At 59.4% G+C, this 21,498-nt stretch carries 25 protein-coding genes; 6 read left to right on the top strand and 19 right to left on the bottom strand.

Features of this window, described 5'->3' with window-relative positions:
- Positions 1–154 precede the first annotated feature (154 nt).
- The 3 genes from Q4481_RS02095 to Q4481_RS02085 all read left to right on the top strand — a co-directional run bounded on the left by Q4481_RS02095 (position 155) and on the right by Q4481_RS02085 (position 3,534).
- On the top strand, positions 155–925 hold the full coding sequence (locus tag Q4481_RS02095; protein WP_354542192.1) for a response regulator: 771 nt from the start codon (positions 155–157) through the stop codon (positions 923–925).
- The gene (locus Q4481_RS02090) at positions 925–2,943 is read left to right on the top strand and encodes a PAS domain S-box protein (protein WP_304374607.1); all 2,019 of its coding nucleotides are present in this window, start codon (positions 925–927) and stop codon (positions 2,941–2,943) included. The genes Q4481_RS02095 and Q4481_RS02090 overlap by 1 nt, the downstream gene beginning before the upstream one ends.
- A gap of 153 nt (positions 2,944–3,096) precedes the next feature.
- Positions 3,097–3,534 carry a globin domain-containing protein gene (locus tag Q4481_RS02085; RefSeq protein ID WP_304374606.1) on the top strand — a complete coding sequence of 146 codons (438 nt, stop codon included), beginning with the start codon at positions 3,097–3,099 and terminating at the stop codon, positions 3,532–3,534.
- A 65-nt stretch (positions 3,535–3,599) separates the two neighbouring features.
- On the opposite strand, the gene Q4481_RS02080 is transcribed toward Q4481_RS02085, so the two are convergent.
- The 4 genes from Q4481_RS02080 to Q4481_RS02065 form a co-directional block, all read right to left on the bottom strand.
- Complete coding sequence (locus Q4481_RS02080) at positions 3,600–5,213, bottom strand: hypothetical protein (protein ID WP_304374605.1); 1,614 nt, start codon at positions 5,211–5,213, stop codon at positions 3,600–3,602.
- 72 nt (positions 5,214–5,285) lie between these two features.
- The gene (locus Q4481_RS02075; protein WP_304374604.1) at positions 5,286–5,633 is read right to left on the bottom strand and encodes a DUF1491 family protein; all 348 of its coding nucleotides are present in this window, start codon (positions 5,631–5,633) and stop codon (positions 5,286–5,288) included.
- A 56-nt stretch (positions 5,634–5,689) separates the two neighbouring features.
- Positions 5,690–6,589, bottom strand: a complete 900-nt coding sequence (locus Q4481_RS02070) for a peptidoglycan-binding domain-containing protein (RefSeq protein ID WP_304374603.1) — start codon at positions 6,587–6,589, stop codon at positions 5,690–5,692.
- A complete protein-coding gene (locus tag Q4481_RS02065; protein WP_304374602.1) occupies positions 6,561–8,057 on the bottom strand; it encodes a sensor histidine kinase in 1,497 nt (498 codons plus the stop codon). Before Q4481_RS02065 ends, Q4481_RS02070 begins: the two co-directional genes overlap by 29 nt.
- Before the next feature lie 473 nt (positions 8,058–8,530).
- On the opposite strand from Q4481_RS02065, the gene Q4481_RS02060 reads away from it, so the two are divergent.
- Both Q4481_RS02060 and Q4481_RS02055 read left to right on the top strand, forming a co-directional pair.
- Positions 8,531–8,911, top strand: coding sequence for a DUF5330 domain-containing protein (locus Q4481_RS02060; RefSeq protein ID WP_304374601.1), 381 nt, complete (start codon positions 8,531–8,533; stop codon positions 8,909–8,911).
- A gap of 165 nt (positions 8,912–9,076) precedes the next feature.
- A complete protein-coding gene (locus Q4481_RS02055) occupies positions 9,077–9,490 on the top strand; it encodes a SufE family protein (protein ID WP_304374600.1) in 414 nt (137 codons plus the stop codon).
- Positions 9,491–9,515: 25 nt separating this feature from the next.
- Here Q4481_RS02055 and Q4481_RS02050 read toward each other — a convergent pair whose 3' ends face one another.
- From Q4481_RS02050 to Q4481_RS02005, 10 genes are all read right to left on the bottom strand, one after another.
- A complete protein-coding gene (locus tag Q4481_RS02050; protein WP_304374599.1) occupies positions 9,516–10,325 on the bottom strand; it encodes a DUF6456 domain-containing protein in 810 nt (269 codons plus the stop codon).
- Positions 10,322–10,630: a helix-turn-helix domain-containing protein gene (locus Q4481_RS02045; RefSeq protein WP_304374598.1), complete on the bottom strand. Its 309-nt coding sequence runs from the start codon at positions 10,628–10,630 to the stop codon at positions 10,322–10,324. The genes Q4481_RS02050 and Q4481_RS02045 overlap by 4 nt, the downstream gene beginning before the upstream one ends.
- A 398-nt stretch (positions 10,631–11,028) precedes the next feature.
- Entirely contained in the window at positions 11,029–11,457 is a 429-nt protein-coding gene (locus Q4481_RS02040) for a Ros/MucR family transcriptional regulator (RefSeq protein WP_304374597.1), read from the bottom strand.
- A gap of 505 nt (positions 11,458–11,962) precedes the next feature.
- Positions 11,963–12,286 carry a monovalent cation/H(+) antiporter subunit G gene (mnhG, locus tag Q4481_RS02035; protein ID WP_304374596.1) on the bottom strand — a complete coding sequence of 108 codons (324 nt, stop codon included), beginning with the start codon at positions 12,284–12,286 and terminating at the stop codon, positions 11,963–11,965.
- A 3-nt stretch (positions 12,287–12,289) separates the two neighbouring features.
- Positions 12,290–12,619, bottom strand: coding sequence for a cation:proton antiporter (locus Q4481_RS02030; RefSeq protein ID WP_304374595.1), 330 nt, complete (start codon positions 12,617–12,619; stop codon positions 12,290–12,292).
- Complete coding sequence (locus tag Q4481_RS02025) at positions 12,616–13,089, bottom strand: Na+/H+ antiporter subunit E (protein ID WP_304374594.1); 474 nt, start codon at positions 13,087–13,089, stop codon at positions 12,616–12,618. The genes Q4481_RS02030 and Q4481_RS02025 overlap by 4 nt, the downstream gene beginning before the upstream one ends.
- Positions 13,086–14,657: a Na+/H+ antiporter subunit D gene (locus tag Q4481_RS02020; protein ID WP_304374593.1), complete on the bottom strand. Its 1,572-nt coding sequence runs from the start codon at positions 14,655–14,657 to the stop codon at positions 13,086–13,088. Before Q4481_RS02020 ends, Q4481_RS02025 begins: the two co-directional genes overlap by 4 nt.
- A gap of 1 nt (position 14,658) precedes the next feature.
- Entirely contained in the window at positions 14,659–15,033 is a 375-nt protein-coding gene (locus Q4481_RS02015) for a Na+/H+ antiporter subunit C (protein WP_304374592.1), read from the bottom strand.
- Entirely contained in the window at positions 15,033–15,452 is a 420-nt protein-coding gene (locus Q4481_RS02010; RefSeq protein ID WP_304374591.1) for a Na+/H+ antiporter subunit B, read from the bottom strand. The genes Q4481_RS02015 and Q4481_RS02010 overlap by 1 nt, the downstream gene beginning before the upstream one ends.
- On the bottom strand, positions 15,449–17,803 hold the full coding sequence (locus Q4481_RS02005; RefSeq protein WP_377352604.1) for a putative monovalent cation/H+ antiporter subunit A: 2,355 nt from the start codon (positions 17,801–17,803) through the stop codon (positions 15,449–15,451). The genes Q4481_RS02010 and Q4481_RS02005 overlap by 4 nt, the downstream gene beginning before the upstream one ends.
- A gap of 218 nt (positions 17,804–18,021) precedes the next feature.
- On the opposite strand from Q4481_RS02005, the gene msrB reads away from it, so the two are divergent.
- Positions 18,022–18,411, top strand: a complete 390-nt coding sequence (msrB, locus tag Q4481_RS02000; RefSeq protein WP_304374590.1) for a peptide-methionine (R)-S-oxide reductase MsrB — start codon at positions 18,022–18,024, stop codon at positions 18,409–18,411.
- Between the two features lie 14 nt (positions 18,412–18,425).
- Here the strand turns inward: msrB and trhA are convergent, their stop codons facing one another.
- The 5 genes from trhA to Q4481_RS01975 all read right to left on the bottom strand — a co-directional run bounded on the left by trhA (position 18,426) and on the right by Q4481_RS01975 (position 21,301).
- A complete protein-coding gene (trhA, locus tag Q4481_RS01995; RefSeq protein WP_304374589.1) occupies positions 18,426–19,088 on the bottom strand; it encodes a PAQR family membrane homeostasis protein TrhA in 663 nt (220 codons plus the stop codon).
- 112 nt (positions 19,089–19,200) lie between these two features.
- Positions 19,201–19,524 (bottom strand): TraR/DksA family transcriptional regulator, encoded by a 324-nt coding sequence (locus Q4481_RS01990; RefSeq protein ID WP_304374588.1) that lies wholly within the window; start codon positions 19,522–19,524, stop codon positions 19,201–19,203.
- Positions 19,525–19,577: 53 nt separating this feature from the next.
- The gene (locus tag Q4481_RS01985; protein ID WP_304374587.1) at positions 19,578–19,988 is read right to left on the bottom strand and encodes a universal stress protein; all 411 of its coding nucleotides are present in this window, start codon (positions 19,986–19,988) and stop codon (positions 19,578–19,580) included.
- Between the two features lie 112 nt (positions 19,989–20,100).
- On the bottom strand, positions 20,101–20,982 hold the full coding sequence (locus Q4481_RS01980; RefSeq protein WP_304374586.1) for a hypothetical protein: 882 nt from the start codon (positions 20,980–20,982) through the stop codon (positions 20,101–20,103).
- Positions 20,983–21,133: 151 nt separating this feature from the next.
- Positions 21,134–21,301 (bottom strand): hypothetical protein, encoded by a 168-nt coding sequence (locus Q4481_RS01975; protein WP_304374585.1) that lies wholly within the window; start codon positions 21,299–21,301, stop codon positions 21,134–21,136.
- Positions 21,302–21,498: the final 197 nt, after the last annotated feature.

Below are 21,498 nucleotides of genomic sequence, written 5' to 3'. Positions count from 1 at the left end.
TTTCAGTTGTTTCGGTGAAGCCCCGGCAGGAAATAGAATTGACCGGCCAGCCGTGTTTTTCGCAAACAGGATGAGACGTGAAGCACTCCGGGATCAAGACGGTGTCCAAGGACAGCTCCCAACCGTCTATGCCAGGGTGCAAGGAGAAGTGAACTTGGCCGAACTGACAGACAAACCATGCATCATCATTGTCGATGACGAAGAGCATATTCGCGAAATGGTGGCCGATTATCTGAGCGGCCAGGGATTTGCCACCCACACCGCCAATGGCGGCACTGAACTTGACCATAAAATGGCGCAACTCTCGCCAGCGCTGGTGCTGCTCGACGTCAACATGCCCGGAGAGGATGGGCTTTCGATTGCGCGGCGCCTGCGCGCTGCCAGCGACGTGGCCGTGATCATGGTAACGGCGGCAGGCGATGTGATCGACAAGGTCGTCGGACTTGAGATCGGTGCCGACGACTATGTGACAAAACCCTTCGACCTTCGGGAACTGAAGGCCCGCATCCGCGCCGTGCTGCGCCGTTTCGAAAGCGGACGCCGACCGATGGCTTCGGCGCAGCCGGAACAGGCTGCCGCCGAGCCAGCCGCGGCATTTGCGCCCGGCACCGAACTCGTCTCGTTCGGCAAGCTCTATGTCGACCGCAGCGGTCGTCGGCTGATCAATGCCCTGGGCGGCGAGGAGCCCGTGACGGCGATGGAATTCGATCTCATCGAGGTCTTCCTGCAGAACCCTTACCGGGTCCTGTCGCGCGACCGGCTGCTCGATCTGGCCCATCGCAAGAATGATGATCCGTTTGACCGGTCGATCGACATTCGTGTAACGAGATTGCGCAAGAAGATCGAAGAAGATCCATCCAAGCCGCAGACGATCAAGACGGTCCGTGGCGCAGGATATATGTATTCGCCCGGGAAAAAGAACTGATGGCCACGCCTTTTGACCAGCACGCTCAGGCCGCAAGCGGCGAAGCGGACCGCGACGATCTCGGCGCGGCTTCCGATGCCGATCTTCTGCTCGTGCTGTTCAACAGCCTGCCCAATCGTGCCGTGTTTCTCGATACCAATCTGGTGTACCGGCTCGCCAACCAGGAATTTCTCGATTTCGTCGGCCTTCCGGCGGAAAAAGTGATCGGCAAGACTGTGGCCGAAATTCTTGGACCCGAGATCGCAGCCGATTATCTGCCGGATCTGGAACGCCTGAGGCATGGCCAGGTCGTTCGTTGGGAAGGCTGGGTCGACTTTGGAGGGCAAGGCGCCCGGTACATCCAGGAAGTCCTGACACCGTACAAACGAGGCGCCGATGGGCCGGTGATCGGCTTCGTGACATTCGGACGGGATATTACGGAACTGAAACGGCGCGAAGCCGATCTTGCCGAACAAGTGCGGATTCGCACCGAGAGTGACGCGCTGCAGAAGGCGATCGTGCAGACATCGCTCGACTGTATCATCATCGTCGATGGCGATGGCAAGGTAGTTGATTTCAATCCGGCCTCGGAAAAACTGTTCGGTTTCGATCGGTCACAGGCAATCGGCCGCGAGATCAGCGAGCTGATCATTCCGGAGCGCTATCGCAAGCAGCATCTTGAAGGCATGAGCCGCTACATGGCGTCGGGCCAATCGCGCGTTATCGGCAAGCGGGTGGAGCTTGAAGCCATTTCCGCCGATGGCCGTACCATTCCTGTCGAACTGGCGCTGTCGGACGTATCGATTGGCGAAACCCGCTATTTCACAGCCCATATCCGCGATCTTTCCGCCGTCAAGGCAGCCCAATACGAGATCGAACGCCAGCGCGAAGCCCTTTATCAGAAGGAGAAGCTTGCGGCACTCGGGTCGCTGCTCTCCGGCGTCGCGCACGAACTCAACAATCCGCTTTCGATTGTCATCGGCCAGGCGATGATGTTGCGCGAAAAGCTGGGACGCGAAGCGGACCTTTTGCCGGAGGCGGCCGATTTTGCCAACCGCGCCTTCAAGATCGAGAATGCGGCCAATCGCTGCGCCCGCATCGTCAAGACCTTCCTCGCCATGGCGCGCCAGCGCAAGGCCGAGAGAACCGATATCTCGGTCACCAAGGTGATCGAGGATGCGATCGAGCTTCTGTCCTACAGCCTGAAATCGAGCGGCGTCGAGGTGAGCGTCGAGACGCAGCAGGGAGTTCCCGAAACCCGTGCCGATGGCGATCTCATCCATCAGGTGCTGGTCAATCTGATCGTCAATGCGCGCCAGGCGCTTGAGGAAAAATCGTCAAGCAAGCGGTTCATCCGGATTTCGGTCGACCATGATGGCGATACGATCGTGGTCAGGCTGCGCGACAATGGCCCCGGCATTCCGGCAGGCATCCGCAGCCGGGTCTTCGATCCTTTCTTCACCACCAAGCCGCAGGAACACGGCACCGGCATCGGCCTTGCCGTCTCACGCGGGCTGATGGAAGCCCATGGCGGCACGCTCGAACTGGCCGTGCCGCAGCCGGAAGAAGGCGCCGAGTTCGTCATTCGTCTGCCTGTGACCCAGAGCGACGACCCAGTGGGCGATTTCGGCGTCGGATCCGATCTCAGCAAGAAGAAGCCGGCACGCGGCGCCGTTCTCATTGTCGATGACGAGCCTGAGCTAGCGGAACTGATCTCCGACATGGTTTCGGCGAGCGGGTTTCCGACGATATGCGCCCAGAGCGGCACCGCCGCACAGACGATCCTGTCCAATCCGGACCAGCCGATCGAAGCGATCCTGTGCGACATCCGCATGCCCGACGGCGATGGACCGAGCCTTTATGACTGGCTTTCGGCCAACCGTCCCGAACTGACGATGCGGATCGGGTTCATTACCGGCGACACGCTCGGCCCATCGGCCGGACGGTTTCTGGCCCGCACGGGTTGCCCGGTCATCGAAAAGCCGTTCACACCAGATGATATCGCCCGCGTTCTCGAAAGCCTTCAGGCGCATTCCTGACCAAACTCCTATGGTCAGGCCGCTTGCAATTGACGTTTGCAAAATCCGCTGTTCCCCGGGAAACAATTGAAACAATTCCCCTTCTTTTCAGAAGCATGGAAGAAACAAGCGCCCCTCATAACGGTCTCACGCACCGACAACGAGGAACGCATCATGAATGAAGAAACGATCACCCTCCTGCAGAAGAGCTTCCTGGAGTTTTCCAAGGGCAAGGAAGAATCTGCGGCTCTTTTCTACGAGCGGCTCTTTGCCCTCGATCCCTCACTCCGCAAACTGTTCGTTCATGTGGAGATGAAATCGCAGCAGACAAAGCTCATGGCCGCGCTGGCATTGGTGATCAACAATCTGCGCGATTTGTCCGGCGTCGTTCCGGTACTGGAATCGCTTGCTTTGCGCCACATCAATTACGGCGTCGAGGATCAGCATTACAAGACAGTCGGAACGGCACTCATTCAATCGATGGCGCTGTTTTTCGGGCCTCGCTTCGATGTGGCGACCCGGGAAGCCTGGGTGACAGCCTATGGTGCGGTCAGCCAGGTCATGATCGATGCGGTTCATCGCAGCAAGATGGCGGGCCAGGCTGCCGAGTGAACCAACTGCTCTATGATTTGCGGGCGGGGACGGAGGGCCGGTGCGAAAGCGCCGGCCTTTTCCGTTCAGGCAAACAGAAAATCAGTCGCCTCGAGCGCCGCCGGGCGCACATCCTCGATCATGATGGTAGCGCCATCATCAAACGTGATCAGACTGTTGCCGCCATCCCGTGACAGATGGGTCTCGAGATCGGCAAAATCCGTTATCCCGGCGCTTTTGGCGATCGAGATCCGATCCTCGCCAATGCCGAAATCGGCAATCACATCATGGCCTTGGTTTCGCGAAAAGATGAAAAGGTCGGCGCCGCCGCCACCGGTGAGGTGGTCGTCACCGCGTCCGCCGGTCAGGCGATTGGCCGCGATATTGCCGGTGATCTCGTTATCGCCCGCATTGCCGGTTCCGCCGATTGCCTTGCCGCCCTTCAGCTCCAGCACTTCGAAATTGGCGCCAAGTGTCCAGGATATCGTCGACTGCACGGTATCGCGACCGGCATTTACCGCCTCACGAAGATCGACCGCGATTCCGACGACATAGATATCATTGCCCGCCCCCCCTTCGACACGGCCCGAGACCTTCCCCTTGAGCGAAGAAAACCAATCGTCGCCACCGCCCAATCGCACATCGCCGAGAATGCTGCCGGTGTTGAGAATATGTTCCGAGCCGGATTTCCCCGTGATCGCCAGGCCGGATGAGGCCGAAACCATGCTGCGATTGGTGAAGGCCGTTTCGCCAGTGGCGCTAATCTGGATTGCGGCCGCCGTCTCCGAACGACCGATGATCTCGTTGGTGTTGGTCACCGTGGCATCATTGCCTGAGATCACCAGCGCCACCTTGCCCTGAAGCAGAGCCTTGGTGGTCACGATCGCATCATCGCCCGAAACCTTGAGCGCGGTGTTGCCCCTGATCGTTGCATAGTTGGTCAAGGTCAGGCCGTCGCCGCTTGCCTCGATGCCATATCGGCTACCCGAGATCCTGGTCGTGTTGGTGAGGATCGCTTCGTCGCCCGTGAGCACGACCGCCGTGGCTTTGTCCGATGAAAGCGTTCCCGTGTTGGTGAGGATGGCGCCGGATCCGCTCAAGGTCACAGCATTGCCCGCCGCCCGCAGGCTGGCATTGTTGGTGATGTGGGCATCGGCACCGGAGGCGATCAACCCGCGTCCGGAGAGCGATTGCAGGCTGGCATTGTTATTGAAGACGAAATCCGCCCCCGATGCGACGATGACGTCCAGCCTTGCGCGCATCGAGCCCTCATTGTTGTCGATCCGGTCGCCCGGCCCGCTCGACTGGATGAGGGTGCCGGCGCTTGAGCGCAGAATGCCGTCATTTTCGATCGTGTTGCTGCCGCCTTTGAGCATGAGGGCCGTCGAGCTCGTCGTGATCTGCCCGAGATTGAGGAGATCGACACCACCGTCGAGCGCTTTCAGACCGATGCCTGCGCTCCTGATTTCACCGGTGGCCTCAATGCGGATCGTTGTGTTGCTGTCATCCAGGCTGCCATTCCCCAGCACGAAGCCCGTGCCGGATGTCGCCTGAAGCAGACCCTTGAGATAGAAGCTGCGACCGCTCACGGATGCCGAAGCATCGATGACCGGTCCGGATGCCGAGACGGTCACGCCGGGATCGAGGATGTAACGACCCTTGCGGTCGGCAATGATTGCACTGGTGATGAGAACGGTCATGGTCTCTCCTGTTGGAGATTCCATAGACCAATTTGGCTGCGTCGAGGTTAATGACGCCTCTCAACCGACCGATCAGGCATTGCCGGAAGCGAGCGCAAACAGGCCCGCAATCGTTTCTGTCTCGAGCTCGACGAGCCAGAGATCGGAATCGAAACGGCCTTCGCGTGCGATCAGCGCATCGACCTCCTCGCCGGGCACCCGTTCAAGGCGCAGCTCGAACCGGCGGTCATCGCCATCTTCTTCGCTCACGAGGCTTTGCGGGGCCGGGCCATAAAGATCCTCAAGCCCGTCCCGATAGCGATGGCGGATGAAGATTGCCCCGGCTTCCGGCGACCCGTGCCGTTCGATGGCAGCAAAACCTCCGTTGGAGAACACGCGGCGCACGAGCGCGGAGACGAAGAATTCGGATGTGACACGCATGGTCTAACGGATAGGTGGAAGGCGGCCGCCTGTCAATTTGCGGCACTGTCGCAGGGTCAGACGGCGCCGATCGATTTCAGCTTGTCGAGCAGCTTCTGCGAAGGTTCGCCGGTCACCGGCATCCGGTAGCTCTTCTCGAACGAGCGGATGGCCGCGCGCGTCGCCTCGCCCGCGATCCCGTCGACCTTGACGCCCTTGTAAGCCATATCCGCCAAGGCCTGCTGGATCTTCATCACCAGAGCCGGAGAAACAGGCTTCGGCTGCGGAATGGCGACCGCGGGCATGTCGTTCGACTCGTTGATGAGTGCGGCGACATCATCCCCGGCGGGCTTGGTGCTCGCGGTCTTGTCATAGGCGGGGCGATCTTCCGGCAGCACGGCGACATTCTTCGACGGTTTCGACAGACGATCGAGCAATGCTTGCGAAACCTTGCCAGTCGGCTTCAAGCCTTCGGTTTCCTCATAAAAGGCAATCGCGGCCGTGGTGTGCGCACCTTCCAGCCCATCTGCCGGACCATTGTAGAGGCCGAGATTGGCCAGTTCGCGCTGGATGGACCGGACCAGTTCGGATGGCTTGGCTGCCGGAGCGGCCGGCTTCGTTACCGCCGTTGACGGATCGTCCTGGCGCTCGATGCGGAATGTGGTCACACCCGGCTCGTCCTCGACATCCGATTCGGCGGGAGCAGCGTTCATGGCTACGTCGTTCGGCGCGGTTTCCTGCTCGTCGATCATGCGGGTCGCCAGAAGCGGTGCCGGATGGTGGCGCGGCTGATACCAGAGCGCATTGGCGGCAACGAAGGAGAACACCACCACGAAGGTTCCCACACCCGCAAGAAGACGTGGATGGCGGCCCATCAGCCCGAGCAAGGCCTCGCCCAGCACGACAATGCGCGCGGGCTTCTTCACCGGCTTGCGGCTATTGGGCCGTTCAGGCGATTTTCGCTTCGGCTGTGCCATGGCGATCCTCTCCCGCGGGGTTGGACGAAACGGGTTCAGTGGTGAGACGCGGCGGGAAATCGAAACTCTCGGAAGCCTCATCGGCTTCGCCATCGCTCGGTACCGTCACAGTGATGACCGTTCCCTTACCCTCTTCGCTCTCGATACGGAAGGTGCCGCCATGCAGACCCACAAGTCCTTTGACGAGCGCGAGCCCGAGACCGGTCCCTTCATATTGACGGGTATAGTCGTTCTGCACCTGCATGAACGGTTTGCCGATATGGACGAGCTTTTCCGGCGAGATGCCGATGCCGGTATCGGAAACCGACAGGACCAGATTGCGCCCCTCGATCCTGGCATCGACGGTGACGACGCCGCCGGATTCGGTGAATTTGATGGCATTGTTGACCAGATTGATCAGCACCTGCTGAATGGCGCGACGGTCGCCCACCACCTCATCCAGTCCGCGCGCGACGCGAGCGGCCAGCGTGACGTTTTTCTTGCGGGCCTGCAGGCCCAGCATTTCGTCAACCGTGTGGATGGCCGCAGCGATCGAGAAGTGTTCCTTGATCAGTTCGTAACGCCCAGCCTCGATCTTGCTCATGTCGAGCATGGTGTTGACGACGGCAAGAAGGTGGTTGCCGGACTGGTTTATCAGTTCGACATATTCCTTCTGGCGTTCGTTTTCGAACTTGCCGAAATATTCCCCGATCAGGATATCGGAAAAGCCGAGGATCGCATTGAGCGGCGTGCGCAGTTCGTGGCTTACGGCTGCCAGAAAACGTGTCTTGGCATCATTGGCCGAACGGGCTTCGAGCATCCAGTGGCGCACTTCTTCGTCCAGCGCCTGCTGTGCGGTCAGATCGATCGTATGGGCGAGGAATCCGGAAAGGTTGCCGTCGCCATCGCGTTCCGACACCAGCCGGCAATGCACGGGCGTGAGAATGCCGTCGCGTCCCGGCAGCGTCATCCGGAAATGGGCTTCGGACCGGTTGGCGCCCTGACGTAGCGAATCGATCGCCTGCAGCCAGGAAAGCCGGCCGGTCACATGGATGCAATCGAGAAAGGCAGACGGCGCCAGATGGCCCGCAAGGCCGAAGCCTGCGCAACCGGCTCCGGTCGCCGACAGGATCTGTCCGGACGCATCGTGGCGGCTGACAAGCCCGTCGAGCCCATCAAGCAGAAGCTGTTCCGAAGCCGGCCGCACCGGAGGTGCAACCGAACTGACAGCCAGGGGCTGGCTCTGTTTCGGATTGAGCATGGAGAAGCCGGCACAGCCGATGAGGCAGGAAGCGAAGGAAACGAAGGAGGCAGGCAGGACCAGAGACCAATCGGCGCCCAAAGCCAGGGCGATCGGGAGCGTGGCAACAGCAGCCGTCGCAGACAGCGCAAAATGGCGCTGACGAAACATGGCCCGGTCCCGCTTCGGGGTCTGCCGTTCGTCCGCGCGCATCAGCATCATGCCAGCGATTTTACTCTTTACACTCAACGCAACCAGCCTTTGTCTCAGGCGTAACTTATCCTCTGCAAAATCGCATTCCCCGCTTAAGGAAAGGATAAAATTGGACCGCCGAGCCGGCCAATGACGCCCGGTTTTTCCAGAAATCAGACAGTTTCGGCGAACTTCGTTATTCGTGGTTAACACCGTGTAACTGCTTGCCAAAACGGAATTTTCCGTTCTCCGTTAACATCCGTGGCAGCGGCTTTCGCTGCAAGTTCCGGGCTTTCCGGCAAAGCGGTTGCCGCAATGATTAACGACAACCGGAACAGTTTGAATCAAACCTCATTCGAATTTGTCGAAAATGCCGAAAACTAGAATTTGATGTGTATTTGAGTCGGATTGCATGAATTACCGGAAGGAGACATTTGCAGATCACCGCTAGCTTGGCATCAACGACGGGCAAATGACCGCCGAGACCAACGAGAGCCCCCAAGGGCCGCTAAGACAGGCTAGGCAAGACAATGTGGTTTCTCATTCGTGCTGCATTCTGGTTTTCTCTTGTGCTGGTGATGCTTCCGATCTTCGACAAGGAAGCCGCCAGCCGGCTGGAACAGGAAAAAGGCGTTGAACTGACCGATGCTCTCGGCGCTGCCGCCGGTGCGATCTCCTATGTATCCGATCTCTGCGCCGAGAAACCGGATGTCTGCGTGAAGGGCGCTGAAACCGTTTCCAGCCTTGGCAGCAGGGCCCGCGAAGGCGCCCGCATTGCCTACACCTATCTCGACACCCAGTTTTCCGAGGACAAGGAACAGCCGCGAACCGATGACGTGACGACCGGCACCGTTGCCGCCGACCAGAACCAGGTCTTCGTTCCGATACCGAGCCCCCGCCCTCGCCCCTGATTTTACAGTTTACCCTGCCTGCCCTCCCGTCATTTTGACGCGCCGGAAAGCCCCGCTTTCCGGCGAATTTTTTATTTTTGCCGGGATCGATGCTTCTCCCCAGTCGCGAAACGGTTGCTCTTGTCGCAAAGAGCCCCTATCTGTTGCCGCAACAGGACCCGGACCATGACAGACCTCACCCAGATACTCGACGACTTTGAATTCCTTGAAGAATGGGAAGATCGCTATCGTTATGTGATCGAACTCGGAAAGGCGTTGCCTGACTTGCCCGCGAGCGACCGGACCGATGACAACAAGGTGCGAGGCTGTGCAAGCCAGGTCTGGCTCGTCAGCGAAACGGGCGACGGCCCCGATCCGGTCATGACTTTCCGCGGGGATAGCGACGCCCATATCGTGCGCGGTCTGGTGGCCATCGTTCTTGCAATCTATTCCGGCCATCATGCCTCGGAAATCGTCAAGCTCGATGCGCTCGAAACATTCGGCAAGATCGGGCTCGTCGAACATCTCTCGGCACAGCGGGCCAACGGGCTGCGGTCGATGGTCAAGCGCATCCAGTCGGAAGCTGCCAACCGACTCTGATTATCCTATCGTCGCTTGGTATGGATCACCGATTGCCGAGATCAGGCCGATAGCCCTCCCCACCCCAGGTGTGGCTGCGCCGTGCCGGCTTCGCCGGCGGGCAATAATGCCGGTGCAACTGCATCAGCGCCGTCCGCAGCATCAGCTTTGCCGATCGAGCGGGCCATTGCCGTTCGCGTTCCACGGTTTCCAGCCCCTTTTCGAAACAGCAGATATCGAGTGCCACGCCGGCAAGGTCCGGACCCATCGCCTCGACGGCACCGTTGACGCGGATTCGCGCGGCAACGATATCATCCGAAAGCGGGCTCGCCATCCTCTGGCCCGCCGGTGGCCGCCCGGCCAGCCGTGGCGCATAGGTCATCGTCATCTTGGGCTGCAGCCCAGCAAACTGGAAATCGCGCGCCAGCCGCTCTCCGGCACGGATCGCATCCGGATCGAACCAGGGCGTGCCGGCTTTGTTCTTGAGACGCGCGAGCTGGGCAAGCGGCGATTCCGCGAGATTGACCGTCACATGCAGGCTTTCGCCATCGTCGGAAAGCGTGCGCTGTTCGGACTGGCGATGCTGGTCAAGAAAGGCTTCCTCGCGCGTCGCCATCCAGCGGCGCAGGAAGGTTCTGGCTTCAGCTGTGGCCACAAGCCCTGTCTCGTCGGATCGAACCAGCCCGTCGGTCATCGCCAGATCGATGAGAGCGCGCGAAAAGATCTGGCTGCGGCTGCCGACCTCCACCAGAACACGATCCGGCCGATCGGCCGAGCGATGGGTGCCACTTGCATTTCCGAGAAACCGCAGCAAACGCGCCAGGTCACCCTTTTGAGAATTGCGGGGTTCCTTCATCGACCCACCCCCTGCCATTCGGAATTGGTCGCTGACAACATGCCCTCGACAATTCGCTCGATAACGGCGACAAGCGCATCGTAGCCGGCGCTGTCTCGACGGTCCTCCACCCGTGCGCAGGCATGGCCGACTGTCGTTCGGTCGCGATGGAAGCACAGTCCGATATCGGTGAGCGTCAATTGTAGAACGACATGGCAGACATACATGGCGATCTGCTGAATGTGCGCATGGGCAAAGCGCCGGTCTCGCCCCTCTGCCGGTCCCATCAGCAGCCCGCAAATCTCCCCGGTCAGAACCGCGACCATGCGGGCAGCCGCCCGCCGTTCAAATTCGGCGGCCCGGATTGGGGAGGCCGCAATCCCGTGGCGACTTGATCCGCCGCGCCGCTTGCCCGTGGATGCAGGCGCGCTTTGGTCTGGACGCCTTTCTTGCGAATAGGTTGCCACTACGTCCCAGGGGGCTTGTCTTTTTCGGGCGGACAGGAAAGGCTGGACGAATAGACCGGATCGCGACGACATTAATGCCTCCATCAACTAATAGGTATATATTCCTATGATAGCGCGCTTGTTTGCGCGAATGAAGCAACTTTCAGCAACCTTAAACTGTATTTTCGAATGAAACGTTAATTCTGAAATTATTTAGGATTATTTTCTCAAACAAAAATGGCGGCCGAAGCCGCCATTTTTCATCCAGCAGATCTGTTTCAGGCGCGCTTCTTGCGGCCCTGACCGAGACCCATTTCCTTTGCGAGGCGCGAGCGCGCTTCGGCATAGGCCGGGGCAACCATCGGATAATCCGGCGGCAAATCCCACTTCTCGCGATATTCTTCCGGGGTCATGCCATAATGGGTCATGAGGTGGCGCTTGAGCGACTTGAACTTCATGCCATCTTCAAGGCAGATCAGGTAGTCGTTATGAACCGACTTCTTGACCGGAACCGGCGGCTTCGGCTTTTCGACGACCGGCGCCACGGCTTCCGGCGACGAGGTGTTCGACAAAGCCGTATGTACATCGGCGATCAATGCCGGAAGATCTGCGGCCGGAACGACGTGGTTGCCGACATAGGCAGAAACAATTTCCGCGGTCAGTTCGACAAGCAACTCCTTGTTGCCTGCGACAGTGGTTTCGATCATCTATTCTCTCCTGATTGATCTACTTGCCCTGCTCCGGATGCAATCCGAAGCGATCAATGCAGAGCGCCGACACAAGACCTGCCCGTTGAGCTACCCCTAGCCTCCCGGACATGCCTGGCCTCGAACCGACCACCTGAAACGTTACATTTGCCAACAACTTTGCCCGGAAATCTTGGATTTCCACCGCAAAGAACCCCACGGCATAACATATACATTCCAAATCTGAATCAACATTCAGGCTCTACTGTGAAGGAATTATCACCTTTGCCCAAATTGTCCAAGAATAATTTTTAACCCGTAAGATTTCCGGAAATGTCATAAAGGAAATAGAGGCGCCAAGGCGGCTCGTTCCCGGGAATTTGAACATTTGCTTGTATAAGTTTATGAGAATTACAGCCGAATTTCGTCTTGAAATCTGCCGACAACAGGCAATCCGGCAAAAGCTGGTGTAGACGGAATGGTGCACGACTTAGAGTATTCGCAAATAGAATCTTTCTGGAATTGATCACTCCGTGCCGTTTTCATCCAGATTCCTTGTCCGGGCACCCGACTTCAGCGCGGCCTTGGCAAGCAGATGGGCCGACACCGGCGCTGTCAGGACCAGAAACAGAATGGTGCCCAGGCATTTGATCCAGATCGTCGCGTCCCCGGACTGGATCGCAACCGCGATCAGCGCCAGACCGGACCCAGCTGTGCCCGCCTTGGAGGCGGCATGCATACGTGTGAAGAGATCCGGCAACCGTACGATGCCGATGGCTGCGACGAGCGCGATAAGCGCTCCGGATATGACGAGAACCACGACCAGGATGGAAAGAACGGTTTCCAGCATCGGCTACCTCTGCTCGGGCTCGTTATTGTCGGGATCGCTATCATCCTCGGCGCTCGGCTTTGCGATCGAAAGGTAGCGGGCCAGCGCAACCGTGGCGAGAAAGCCGACAAGGCCCAGTGCGAGAGCGATGTCGATATAGAGTTCATATCCCGTCTTCACCGCCTGAAGCGCGATCAGACCGATTGCGATCGCCACCAGCTGGTCGAGTGCCAGGGTCCGGTCGGCGAGCGTCGGACCGATGATGACGCGAATGCAGGTAACGATGAGCGCAAGGATGAGGATGACCAACGCCACCGTCAGGCCATGCTGCAGGATCGGATCGCTGATGATCATTCGAATGCCTCCCGGATCAGCCGTTCGAACCCTTCGGAAATGTCGCGCCGTGCGGCATCCGGATCCGGACAATCGATCGCATGCACGAGAAGCGACTTGCGATCATCGGCAACATCGACCGTCAAGGTGCCGGGTGTGAGCGTGATGAGATTGGCCAGAAGCGTGATTTCGAAATCTGTCTTCAGGTTCACCGGATGGGTGAAGATGCCGGGATAAAATTTCAGGCTTGGCGACAGGACCAGCCGTATGACGCGATAGACCGAAATGGCGAATTCTCGCAGGAAGACGACGAACAGCTTCAAGATCCGCCACAGACGGCGACCATAGCGGAGTTTGCCGCGCCCAACCGGAAAAAGGCTGACGACGATGGCGCCGAGGACCAGACCGACCACAAGACCGGTGGCCGACCATTGTCCACTGACCAGCATCCAGAGAATGGCAAGGCCGAGATGTGCAAACAGCATCGTCATGCGCCGGCTCCCGGAAAGACCGAACGCATGTATCCGGAAGGATCGACAAGCCCCTCCGCTGCCTGCCGGGCAAGGACCATCAAAGGCTCGGGCCAGAGGCCGAAGCCTATTGTCAGTGCAACCAGAAAAACAAGCGCCGGGATCGTGCCTGCGGGAGGCGCGAAGGGTTCGAGCGCAGTCTCTGCCGGGCGCCAGAAGCCGAGGATGAAGATGCGGCCGGCGGCAAAGGTGGTGAGGAAGCCAGAGAGCAGGATTGCTCCGGCAAGCCAGCCATGGCCGGTTCCAATAGCCGCCGAGACGAGCTCGGCCTTCGGCCAGAAGCCGCTGAAGGGCGGCAGGCCCGCGACCGACAGAAACAGCATCAGTGCCATGGCCGAAAAGCCGGGAGCCGCAGCATAAATCCCTCCCATGCGGGCGAGATCGAATCCGGCGAGACGGCCGGCCATTCCCGCCATGAAATAGAGTGCGGCCATCACCACCATCGAATGCAGTCCGTAGAAAATCACGGCTGACAGCGCCTTTTCACCGCCGATCGCCAGCCCGGCCAGCATGATGCCGATGCCGCTGATCACCATGTAGCCGAGCGCCCGCCTCATATCCGCCTGGGCGATCGCCCCGAGGCCGCCCACCACGAGCGTGGAAATCGCCACGAAGGCGACCAGACCGTTGAGGCTGGCGCCGTTCGCCGGCAGCAGCATGACGAGGACTCGCAGCAAGGCATACACGCCGACCTTGGTCAAAAGGCCGCCGAACAGCGCCGACACCACAATCTTCGGCGTGTGATAGGAGGCAGGCAGCCAGAAATTGACCGGAAAGGCCGCGGCCTTCATCGAAAAGGCGAGGAGATAGAGCGTCGCCAACGTCCCCAGTGGCAGGTTTGCGTGATCGACGCTCGCGCGGCTGGCGATATCGGCCATGTTGAGCGTGCCGAAGATCGCATAGAGATAGCCGGTCGCAATCAGGAACAGGGTGGTGCCGACGAGATTGAGCAGCCCATATTTAACCGCACCATCGATCTGTTCGCGGCTGCCGCCGAGAATGAGCAGGCCAAAGGACGAAATCAGCAACACTTCGAACCAGACATAGAGGTTGAAGATATCGCCGGTCAGAAAGGCCCCCGAGACACCCGCCATAAGGAACAGCACAAACGGATAGAAGCCGTGGCGCTGCCCTTCCGGCCCGACACTGCGGGCGCCGTAAAGGGCTGCAGCCAGCGCCACGAGTGCGGCCACCAGGGCAAAGCTGGCACCCAGAAGGTCGACGGTAAAGGCGATGCCGAACGGTGGCAACCAGCGGCCAAGCACCATCGTGGCCGGCCCTTCGGAAAGGACCCGGACAAGCAGCAGCGCATCGATGACAACAAGTGCGGCAAGGGCAAGGAGCGCGATCGGCGCATGTAGCCCGATCCGCTTGCGAACCATCGCCAGAAGCGCACCGGTGAGCAGGCAGAAAACGACCGGCAGGATGACAAGCCAATCTGCGAGCGCCGGCTGTGGCACATAGACGGCGGCCAGATCGATATCGGTCGCGGCCGCAGCCAGCGGATGGAACAAGGACATCATGGCCATATCAGTAATCCACCGGCGGCAGATTGCTTTCGGCCGGTTCCGCAAAACGCATCGTGTTGGTGTCGTCGGTCCGGAGCGACTGCCAGCCGCGATAGGCAAGCACCATCAGGAAGGCGAAGAAGGAGAAGGAGATGACGATCGCGGTCAGGATCAGCGCCTGCGGCAGCGGATTGGCCGCCGTTGCAGGAAGCGTCTCGCCAAGCGTGATCACCGGCGGCACTTCGCGGGTCAGACGACCCGAGGTGAAGAGCAGCAGGTTGACGCCGTTGCCGAGCAGCACGACACCGATCAGCACTCGAATGATGTGAGCCGACAGCATGAGATAGACGGCCGCGGCAAAGAACAGTCCGGTGAGGAGGACGAAATTGAATTCCATCAGTCCTGCTCCCTTTCCTCAAGCGCCAGAAGAATGGCCGAAAAGGCGCCGAGAACCACCAGATAGACGCCGATATCGAACGACATGACCGTCGAAACATCGAGCCCACCACCCGGAAGCGGCAGATGAAACCAGAGGCCGGTCATGAAGGGCACGCCGTAGAAAAGCGAGACCATGCCTGACAGGGCCGAGAGCATCAGGCCGGCAACGGCAATCGACATCGGGTGGAAACGGATCAGGCGGCGTCCGGCAGCCGGCCCGGATGCAAGCGCATAGAGGGCAACGGCCGAAGCGGCGATCAGACCACCGATGAAGCCGCCGCCCGGCGCATTGTGGCCACGCAGCAGGATGAAGATCGAAAAGATCATCATGAGTGCCGTGATGAAGGGCGTCAATGTTCTCAGGATGACGGATTTCATCGGCTGCCCTCCCCGTTCCGACCGATCGTCGGCGCCGGTTTGCGCAGGCGGATGAGCGCCAGGATCGACAGACCGGTGATCACCACGACCGCGATTTCGCCCAGCGTATCGGAGCCACGGAAATCGACGATGATCACATTGACGACATTGGCGCCATGCGCGAGCAGTTTCGAATAGTGGCTGAAGAACTCGGTGAGCGCGGAATTGAACGGCACTTGCACGGCCCGCAGCAGGTAGAGCGCAAACCCGAGGCCGCAGGCAATCGCAATCGTTCCATCGAGCAGTTTCTGCCCCGTCGGGCGGTGATCGGTGGTTTCAAGCCTGAGCCGGGTCATGATCAGAGCCAGGATGACAACCGACAAGGTCTCGACCATGAACTGGGTGAAGGAGAGATCCGGCGCGCCGAACATCAGATAGAGAACGGCGACGGCAAATCCCTGGATACCGAGCGAGACGATCGCCGTCAGGCGCGTGCGGGCAACGAGCACAGCGACAAGGCCGATTACCGCAATCAGCATCATGCCGGCCTCATGCAGTTGCGGCCACGCCAAGGGTTCGGGAAAGGAAGGCCATTCCCCGAAGGCAGCCATCGGCACGAGAAGTGCGGCGGCGATGATGATGAAGGTCGCCGTGAGATATAGTTCCAGCCGCCCCGGCTGCAGGATCCGGGTGATGCGGACGCTGAGATGGACGAGAGCCGAGACGAACTGATCGAAGCCGCGATCCGGACCCCAGCCGATGGCCCGCACGATACGGTCCGCAAAGGCTCGCACGGCATCCCTAGTGTAATAGATGAGAGCGCCGGCTGCGATGGTGAGAAGCGACAGGATCAGCGCCAGGCCCCAGTGCGGCACCACGGAAATTTCTACCGCCAGCGGCGCACCGAAGACGGCTGACGCCATGGGCGAAGAAAGGAAATGGTGCTGAAATGTTGAGAAGAGGCCGAACAGAAGGCCCGCTACAGCGAGAATGACCGGGCCGGCCATCAACAGTAACGGTCCGTCATGGGCATGTTTCGGTGTTTCGCGCCGGGCTCCGAGGAACGGTCGCAGGGCAACGGTGAATCCGGCCGCGAACATCATCGCATTGCCGGCGAATGCCGCCAGAAGCGCCAGAGCGATCGCGGGCCGTCCCTCGATGAGCGCGGCATAGATTTCTTCCTTGGCGAGGAAGCCGGTGAAAGGCGGCAGGCCACCCATGGACAGAGCTGCAAGCAAAGCTGCGGCAAAGGTGAGCGGCATTGCGCCTCTTAGACCGCCAAGCCCGGAAAGCTCGCGCGTTCCTGCTTCATGATCGATCACGCCAGCCAACATGAACATCGCGCCTTTAAACAGCGCATGTGCGATCAGATAGAGGACCGCCGCCTCGACCGCCTTTTCACTTCCGATGCCGACAAGCATGACCAGAAGGCCGAGCGATGCAACGGTCGTATAGGCCAGAATGAGTTTGAGATCGGTCTGCCGGAGCGAAAGAAAGGCGCCGATGACAAACGTGACACCGCCAAAGAGTGGCAGGGCCCATTGCCAGAGTGCCATGGTTCCGAACAGCGGGAAAAGCCGCATCAGGAGATAGACGCCCGCCTTGACCATGGTTGCCGAATGCAGGAAGGCCGAAACCGGTGTCGGCGCCTCCATGGCGTTCGGAAGCCAGAAATGGAACGGAAACTGGGCCGACTTGGTGAAGGCGCCGACCAGGATCAGCGCAAGCGCCACGACCGCCTCGGGTCGGGCGAGAATGGCGGGCCCGTTTGCAATCAGCGCCGAGAGCGTCGAGGCACCACCGATCTGGCCAAGCAACAAGAGGCCCGCGAGCAGGAACAGACCGCCGCCGCCGGTAACCAGCAGCGCCTGCAAGGCCCCACGACGCGAGGCCGCCCGCTGGTGGTCGAAGCCGATCAGCAGGAACGAGGTGATCGATGTCAGTTCCCAATAGACGAACAGCATCAGGAGATGATCGGACGCCACCACGCCAAGCATCGAGGCCGAAAACAGGAAGATGAAGGAGAGAAACCGCCCCTGTTGCGGATGCCCCTTCAAATAGGCTCCGGCATAGAGAATGATCAAGGTTCCGATACCTGAGATCAGGAGCAGGAACGTCAAAGACAGTCCATCGAGCCGCCATTGGTAATTCAGCCCGAGCGAAGGAGCCCAGGCAAACCCGCCCGAGAGCACCGTTCCAGCGCCATTCTCGATCATGGTTGAGAAATAGAGTGCGAAAGGCAGGGCCAGAAAACCCGCGAGCAACCAGGCGGCGCGATGACCCAGAATGCGGACCAGCAGCGGTGCAAAACCGGCCCCCGCCACAGGCAGGAAGAGGCTCACAATCATTGCAACGTTGAAATCAACCAATATGTCTTCCTTTCAATCCTGCACCCCATGGATAGGGTCTTGAGCGATTGAACGCCAGCAAAAACGGCCACCCGAGCCTGAACAGAGCCTGTATTTCCACGATTTTCGGTGCGTTTTCCGGCCTCGTTCGCTCAGGATCGCAGTGGTTTTTGCGCCTTTCAGAATTGACGGATTGCCAAAACGGGCTGGCAGCACCATTTATAGGACCAAAGGAGAAAGCCATGACCAAGACCAGCCATGAAGACGAATGGACGCATTGTCTGACGCCGGAACAATACCGTGTAACTCGTGAAGGCGGGACCGAACGTCCCTTTACCGGTCCCTATTGGGACAATCATGAGACGGGCATCTATCGCTGCGTCTGCTGCAAGACGCCGCTTTTCTCATCTGACACCAAATTCGATTCCGGTACCGGCTGGCCGAGCTATTTCCAGCCCGTGAATGCAGGCGCGGTGAAGGAAGTGCGCGACACGTCCCATTTCATGATCCGAACGGAAATCCGTTGCGCGGAATGCGATGCCCACCTTGGCCATGTGTTCCCTGATGGCCCGCCACCCACCGGGCTGCGCTATTGCATCAATGGACATGCGCTGGATTTCGAAAAGAGCTGAGCCTTGAGCCGTCGTCACGCAGGGGCGGAGACGACGGCAGTCAGCACGGCGACGTAGTGGACGCCGGCTGCGGTCACCACGAAACTGTGCCAGATCGCATTCTGGTACCGCAATTTGTCCCAGACGTGGAAGATGACGCCAGCCGAATAGATGATGCCGCCGATCAGGATCAGCACGAGGGTCGACACCGACAGGATCGTGTAGAGCTTCGAGACCAGCATCAACCCGCTCCAGCCCATGGCAAGATAAAGCAGGATCGACAGGCGATCGAACCGCCCGGGATAGACGCATTTCAGAAAGACGCCGAAAAACGCGACGGCCCAGATGCCGATGAGGTTTGCCAGGATCAGCGGATCGGGCAAACCTGCCTGCAGGAACGGTGTGTAGGTGGCGGCAATCAATACGAAAATCGCGGAATGATCAAAACGCCGCAGGATCCATTTGACAGGAGATACCGGCCAGATGTTGTAGGCGAACGAGATTCCAAGCGACGCCAGCAGTCCGAGACCATAGATCCAGGCGGACGCCAGCGCACCTGCCGTTCCCCAGACCGTCGCATAGAAGATCAGCGCCGTAACGGCAATAAGTGCGGCAACAACGCCAATGCCGTGGACAATGCCATCGGCAATAATCTCATATTTGTCGTAGCGCCAAGGGATGCCGTGAAAGCGAGTCATACGTAGTTCCGGATAATCTGATTGTTGCTCAGGAAACCACGGGATTATGATCGCATCAAGACAAGAATCGGTAAATGGCGGTGGGAAAATCCGTCGCTGCTGCGACGGATCGTCACTGAGCCCGAATGCATTGCTCGCAAATCGCGGCATGCGGCACGAGCTTCAAGCGAGCTTCGGCAATCGGACCACCGCAACGGGCACAGGTTCCGAACGTGCCCTTCTCGATCCGGCCCAATGCAGCTTCGACGGCGCGCAATTCGGCAAGACCCGCCTGCCCCATGCTCTCCAGCACCTCATCATCTTCCAGCTCGACGGCGCGCTCCTCGCTGTCGGCACTCGTTGGCTCATCGAGATCGGTTTCGATCTGGCGCAGCCGGCCCTGAAGCTCTGCCTTGCGGGCGATCAATATGGACTTGTAGTGGTCGGTATCCGGCATCATCAATCTCCTGCAATGGTTCCGGCAGTGACCGGAACCATGGGCTCCATCTCTCAGCGATCCACGAGGACCGAGCATTTCGCGTGGCGGACGACACGATCGGCGGTCGCGCCCAGGAGATAGTTGCTGAAGTCCGGGCGATGCGAAGCGATGATGATCAGATCCGCGCCGAGATCTTCAGCCGCGGCCAGAATTTCGCGCGCTGACGAGCCGACCCGCACCTGGATCTTGGCTTCGGTCCCGCAGGTCTGGTTGAGTTCCTTCAGCTTGACATCGGCATCCTTGACGGCGTTTTCGATGAAATCGACCGGAAGATCGATCGCCAGATAGCCCGGCACGGCTTCTGCGATGTTGAGAAGAATGATTTCGCCGCCTTCATCGAGCAGGGCTTTGGCCTTGCTCAGGATCTTGGCCCCCTTCTCGAGCTGCCCCATATCCACCGGCACGATGATTTTCTTGTACATGATCTGTCTCCCACTGCTGCCGACAACCGGCTTCGCAACATTTGACCCAATCTAGGGTTCAGTTGCCCGTCCCCGCATTGATTGAAATCAATTCGGCGGCCGGTTGTAGACATCAGGCATGGAGTTGGACACCGGCTGCGGCGATCCGTTCGAGATCCGTCCGGTATTTTGCCTCATAGGCCGCCAAAAGGGCGCTGTCTGTAATCTCAAGCCTCGGATTCGGTTCATCGAACTCGAAATTGCGCAGGAGACGCGCCATACGCTCGCGCTCCCCTGCAGAGAGGAGATCCTCAAGGGCGGCCATGACCTTGAGTCCCTTGGTCGTCAGGGACGGCAGAACATCGCGCCGCAACTCATCTTCCGGAATGTCGAAGGTCATGCCCGGCGCCAGGAGTGAGACGACCCGTGCCGGGTCATCGCGAAACCAGTCATAGGTCCAGACCGTGACATTTTCGGGCCCGCAGGCCTTTGCAATGGACATGATGATTTCCGCCCAGCCGGGGCCGGACGGAGGAAACTTGGCGAGATAGCGTTCGAAACTCGGCGCCTTGCCCTTGGAGGCCATCTGCAGCCAGGACGAGGTCAGATAGTCCGGATAGCGGCGGATGCAGAAAAAGAAATGCGCTTTTCGCGGCGCCACCAGTTCGGCAAGCAGCTTGGCGCGGGCGCCAGCGAAACCATAAAGACGGCCGGTCCAGTAGTTGGCCGAAATGAGACCGGCTAGATTCTCATCCGAAAGGATGAAGGTTTCCCCTTGCTGGCGCTCGGCGATCACAGCCTGCAGGCGCCGGCGCAGATAGGGTCGGACAATGAAGGAAAACAACCGGTCGAAATAACTCAGATGATCGAACCGGCGCGTGAACTGCTTGCGCAGGATCCAGATACCGACAAAATCCACACCACCTTTCGCCAACCGCTGCCGGTTGTCGTAGAGCAGGCTCTGTATGAAGGTCGTCGCCGTCTTGTGCGCGCCGAGATGGATGTGAAACGTCATTTTCGCAAATTCTGACGGGTTCAACGCCGTCGCAGCTAATATTCTGCCGGCGCCCGGCACCTCCGCCCTGGATATGGCGAGCCACACCCTTCAAGAGCATTTCACATCACATGGGGACCGGATTTATAGATCCGGTCCGGTCAATAGTCCATTAGGCCTTGGGTTCGGTCGCATTCGCCGCCTTGGCAGCCATCGCGGCCTTAACCTTGGCACGCAACTCTTCCCGCTCTGCCTTCAACGCCACCAGCTTGGCCTTGAGATCGGCAACTTCCTGTTTGATTTCCTTCAACCGCTTGCGGGGGGCTACGCTCTTTGCCACGAGACTGACTCCTTGGTGTTTGGTTTTCGTTGCGCAATATGTCAGCACATTCCGATATTGCAATTGCGCAGCAGCATCGCTAAACGCTCTATAGAAAAGAGTGCCGAGGAGCAAGTGGAACAAGCTCTCGCACGGCCGGGAACGGAATAGGTGTCAGCTTGCAGGCTATGATCTTTAGCAACTATTCTTAGTTGAAA

Origin of the sequence: Fluviirhizobium alvei (assembly GCF_030551875.1) — a bacterium.
GTDB lineage: Bacteria > Pseudomonadota > Alphaproteobacteria > Rhizobiales > Rhizobiaceae > Rhizobium_E > Rhizobium_E alvei.
This window is presented reverse-complemented; position numbering and strand designations above follow the sequence as displayed.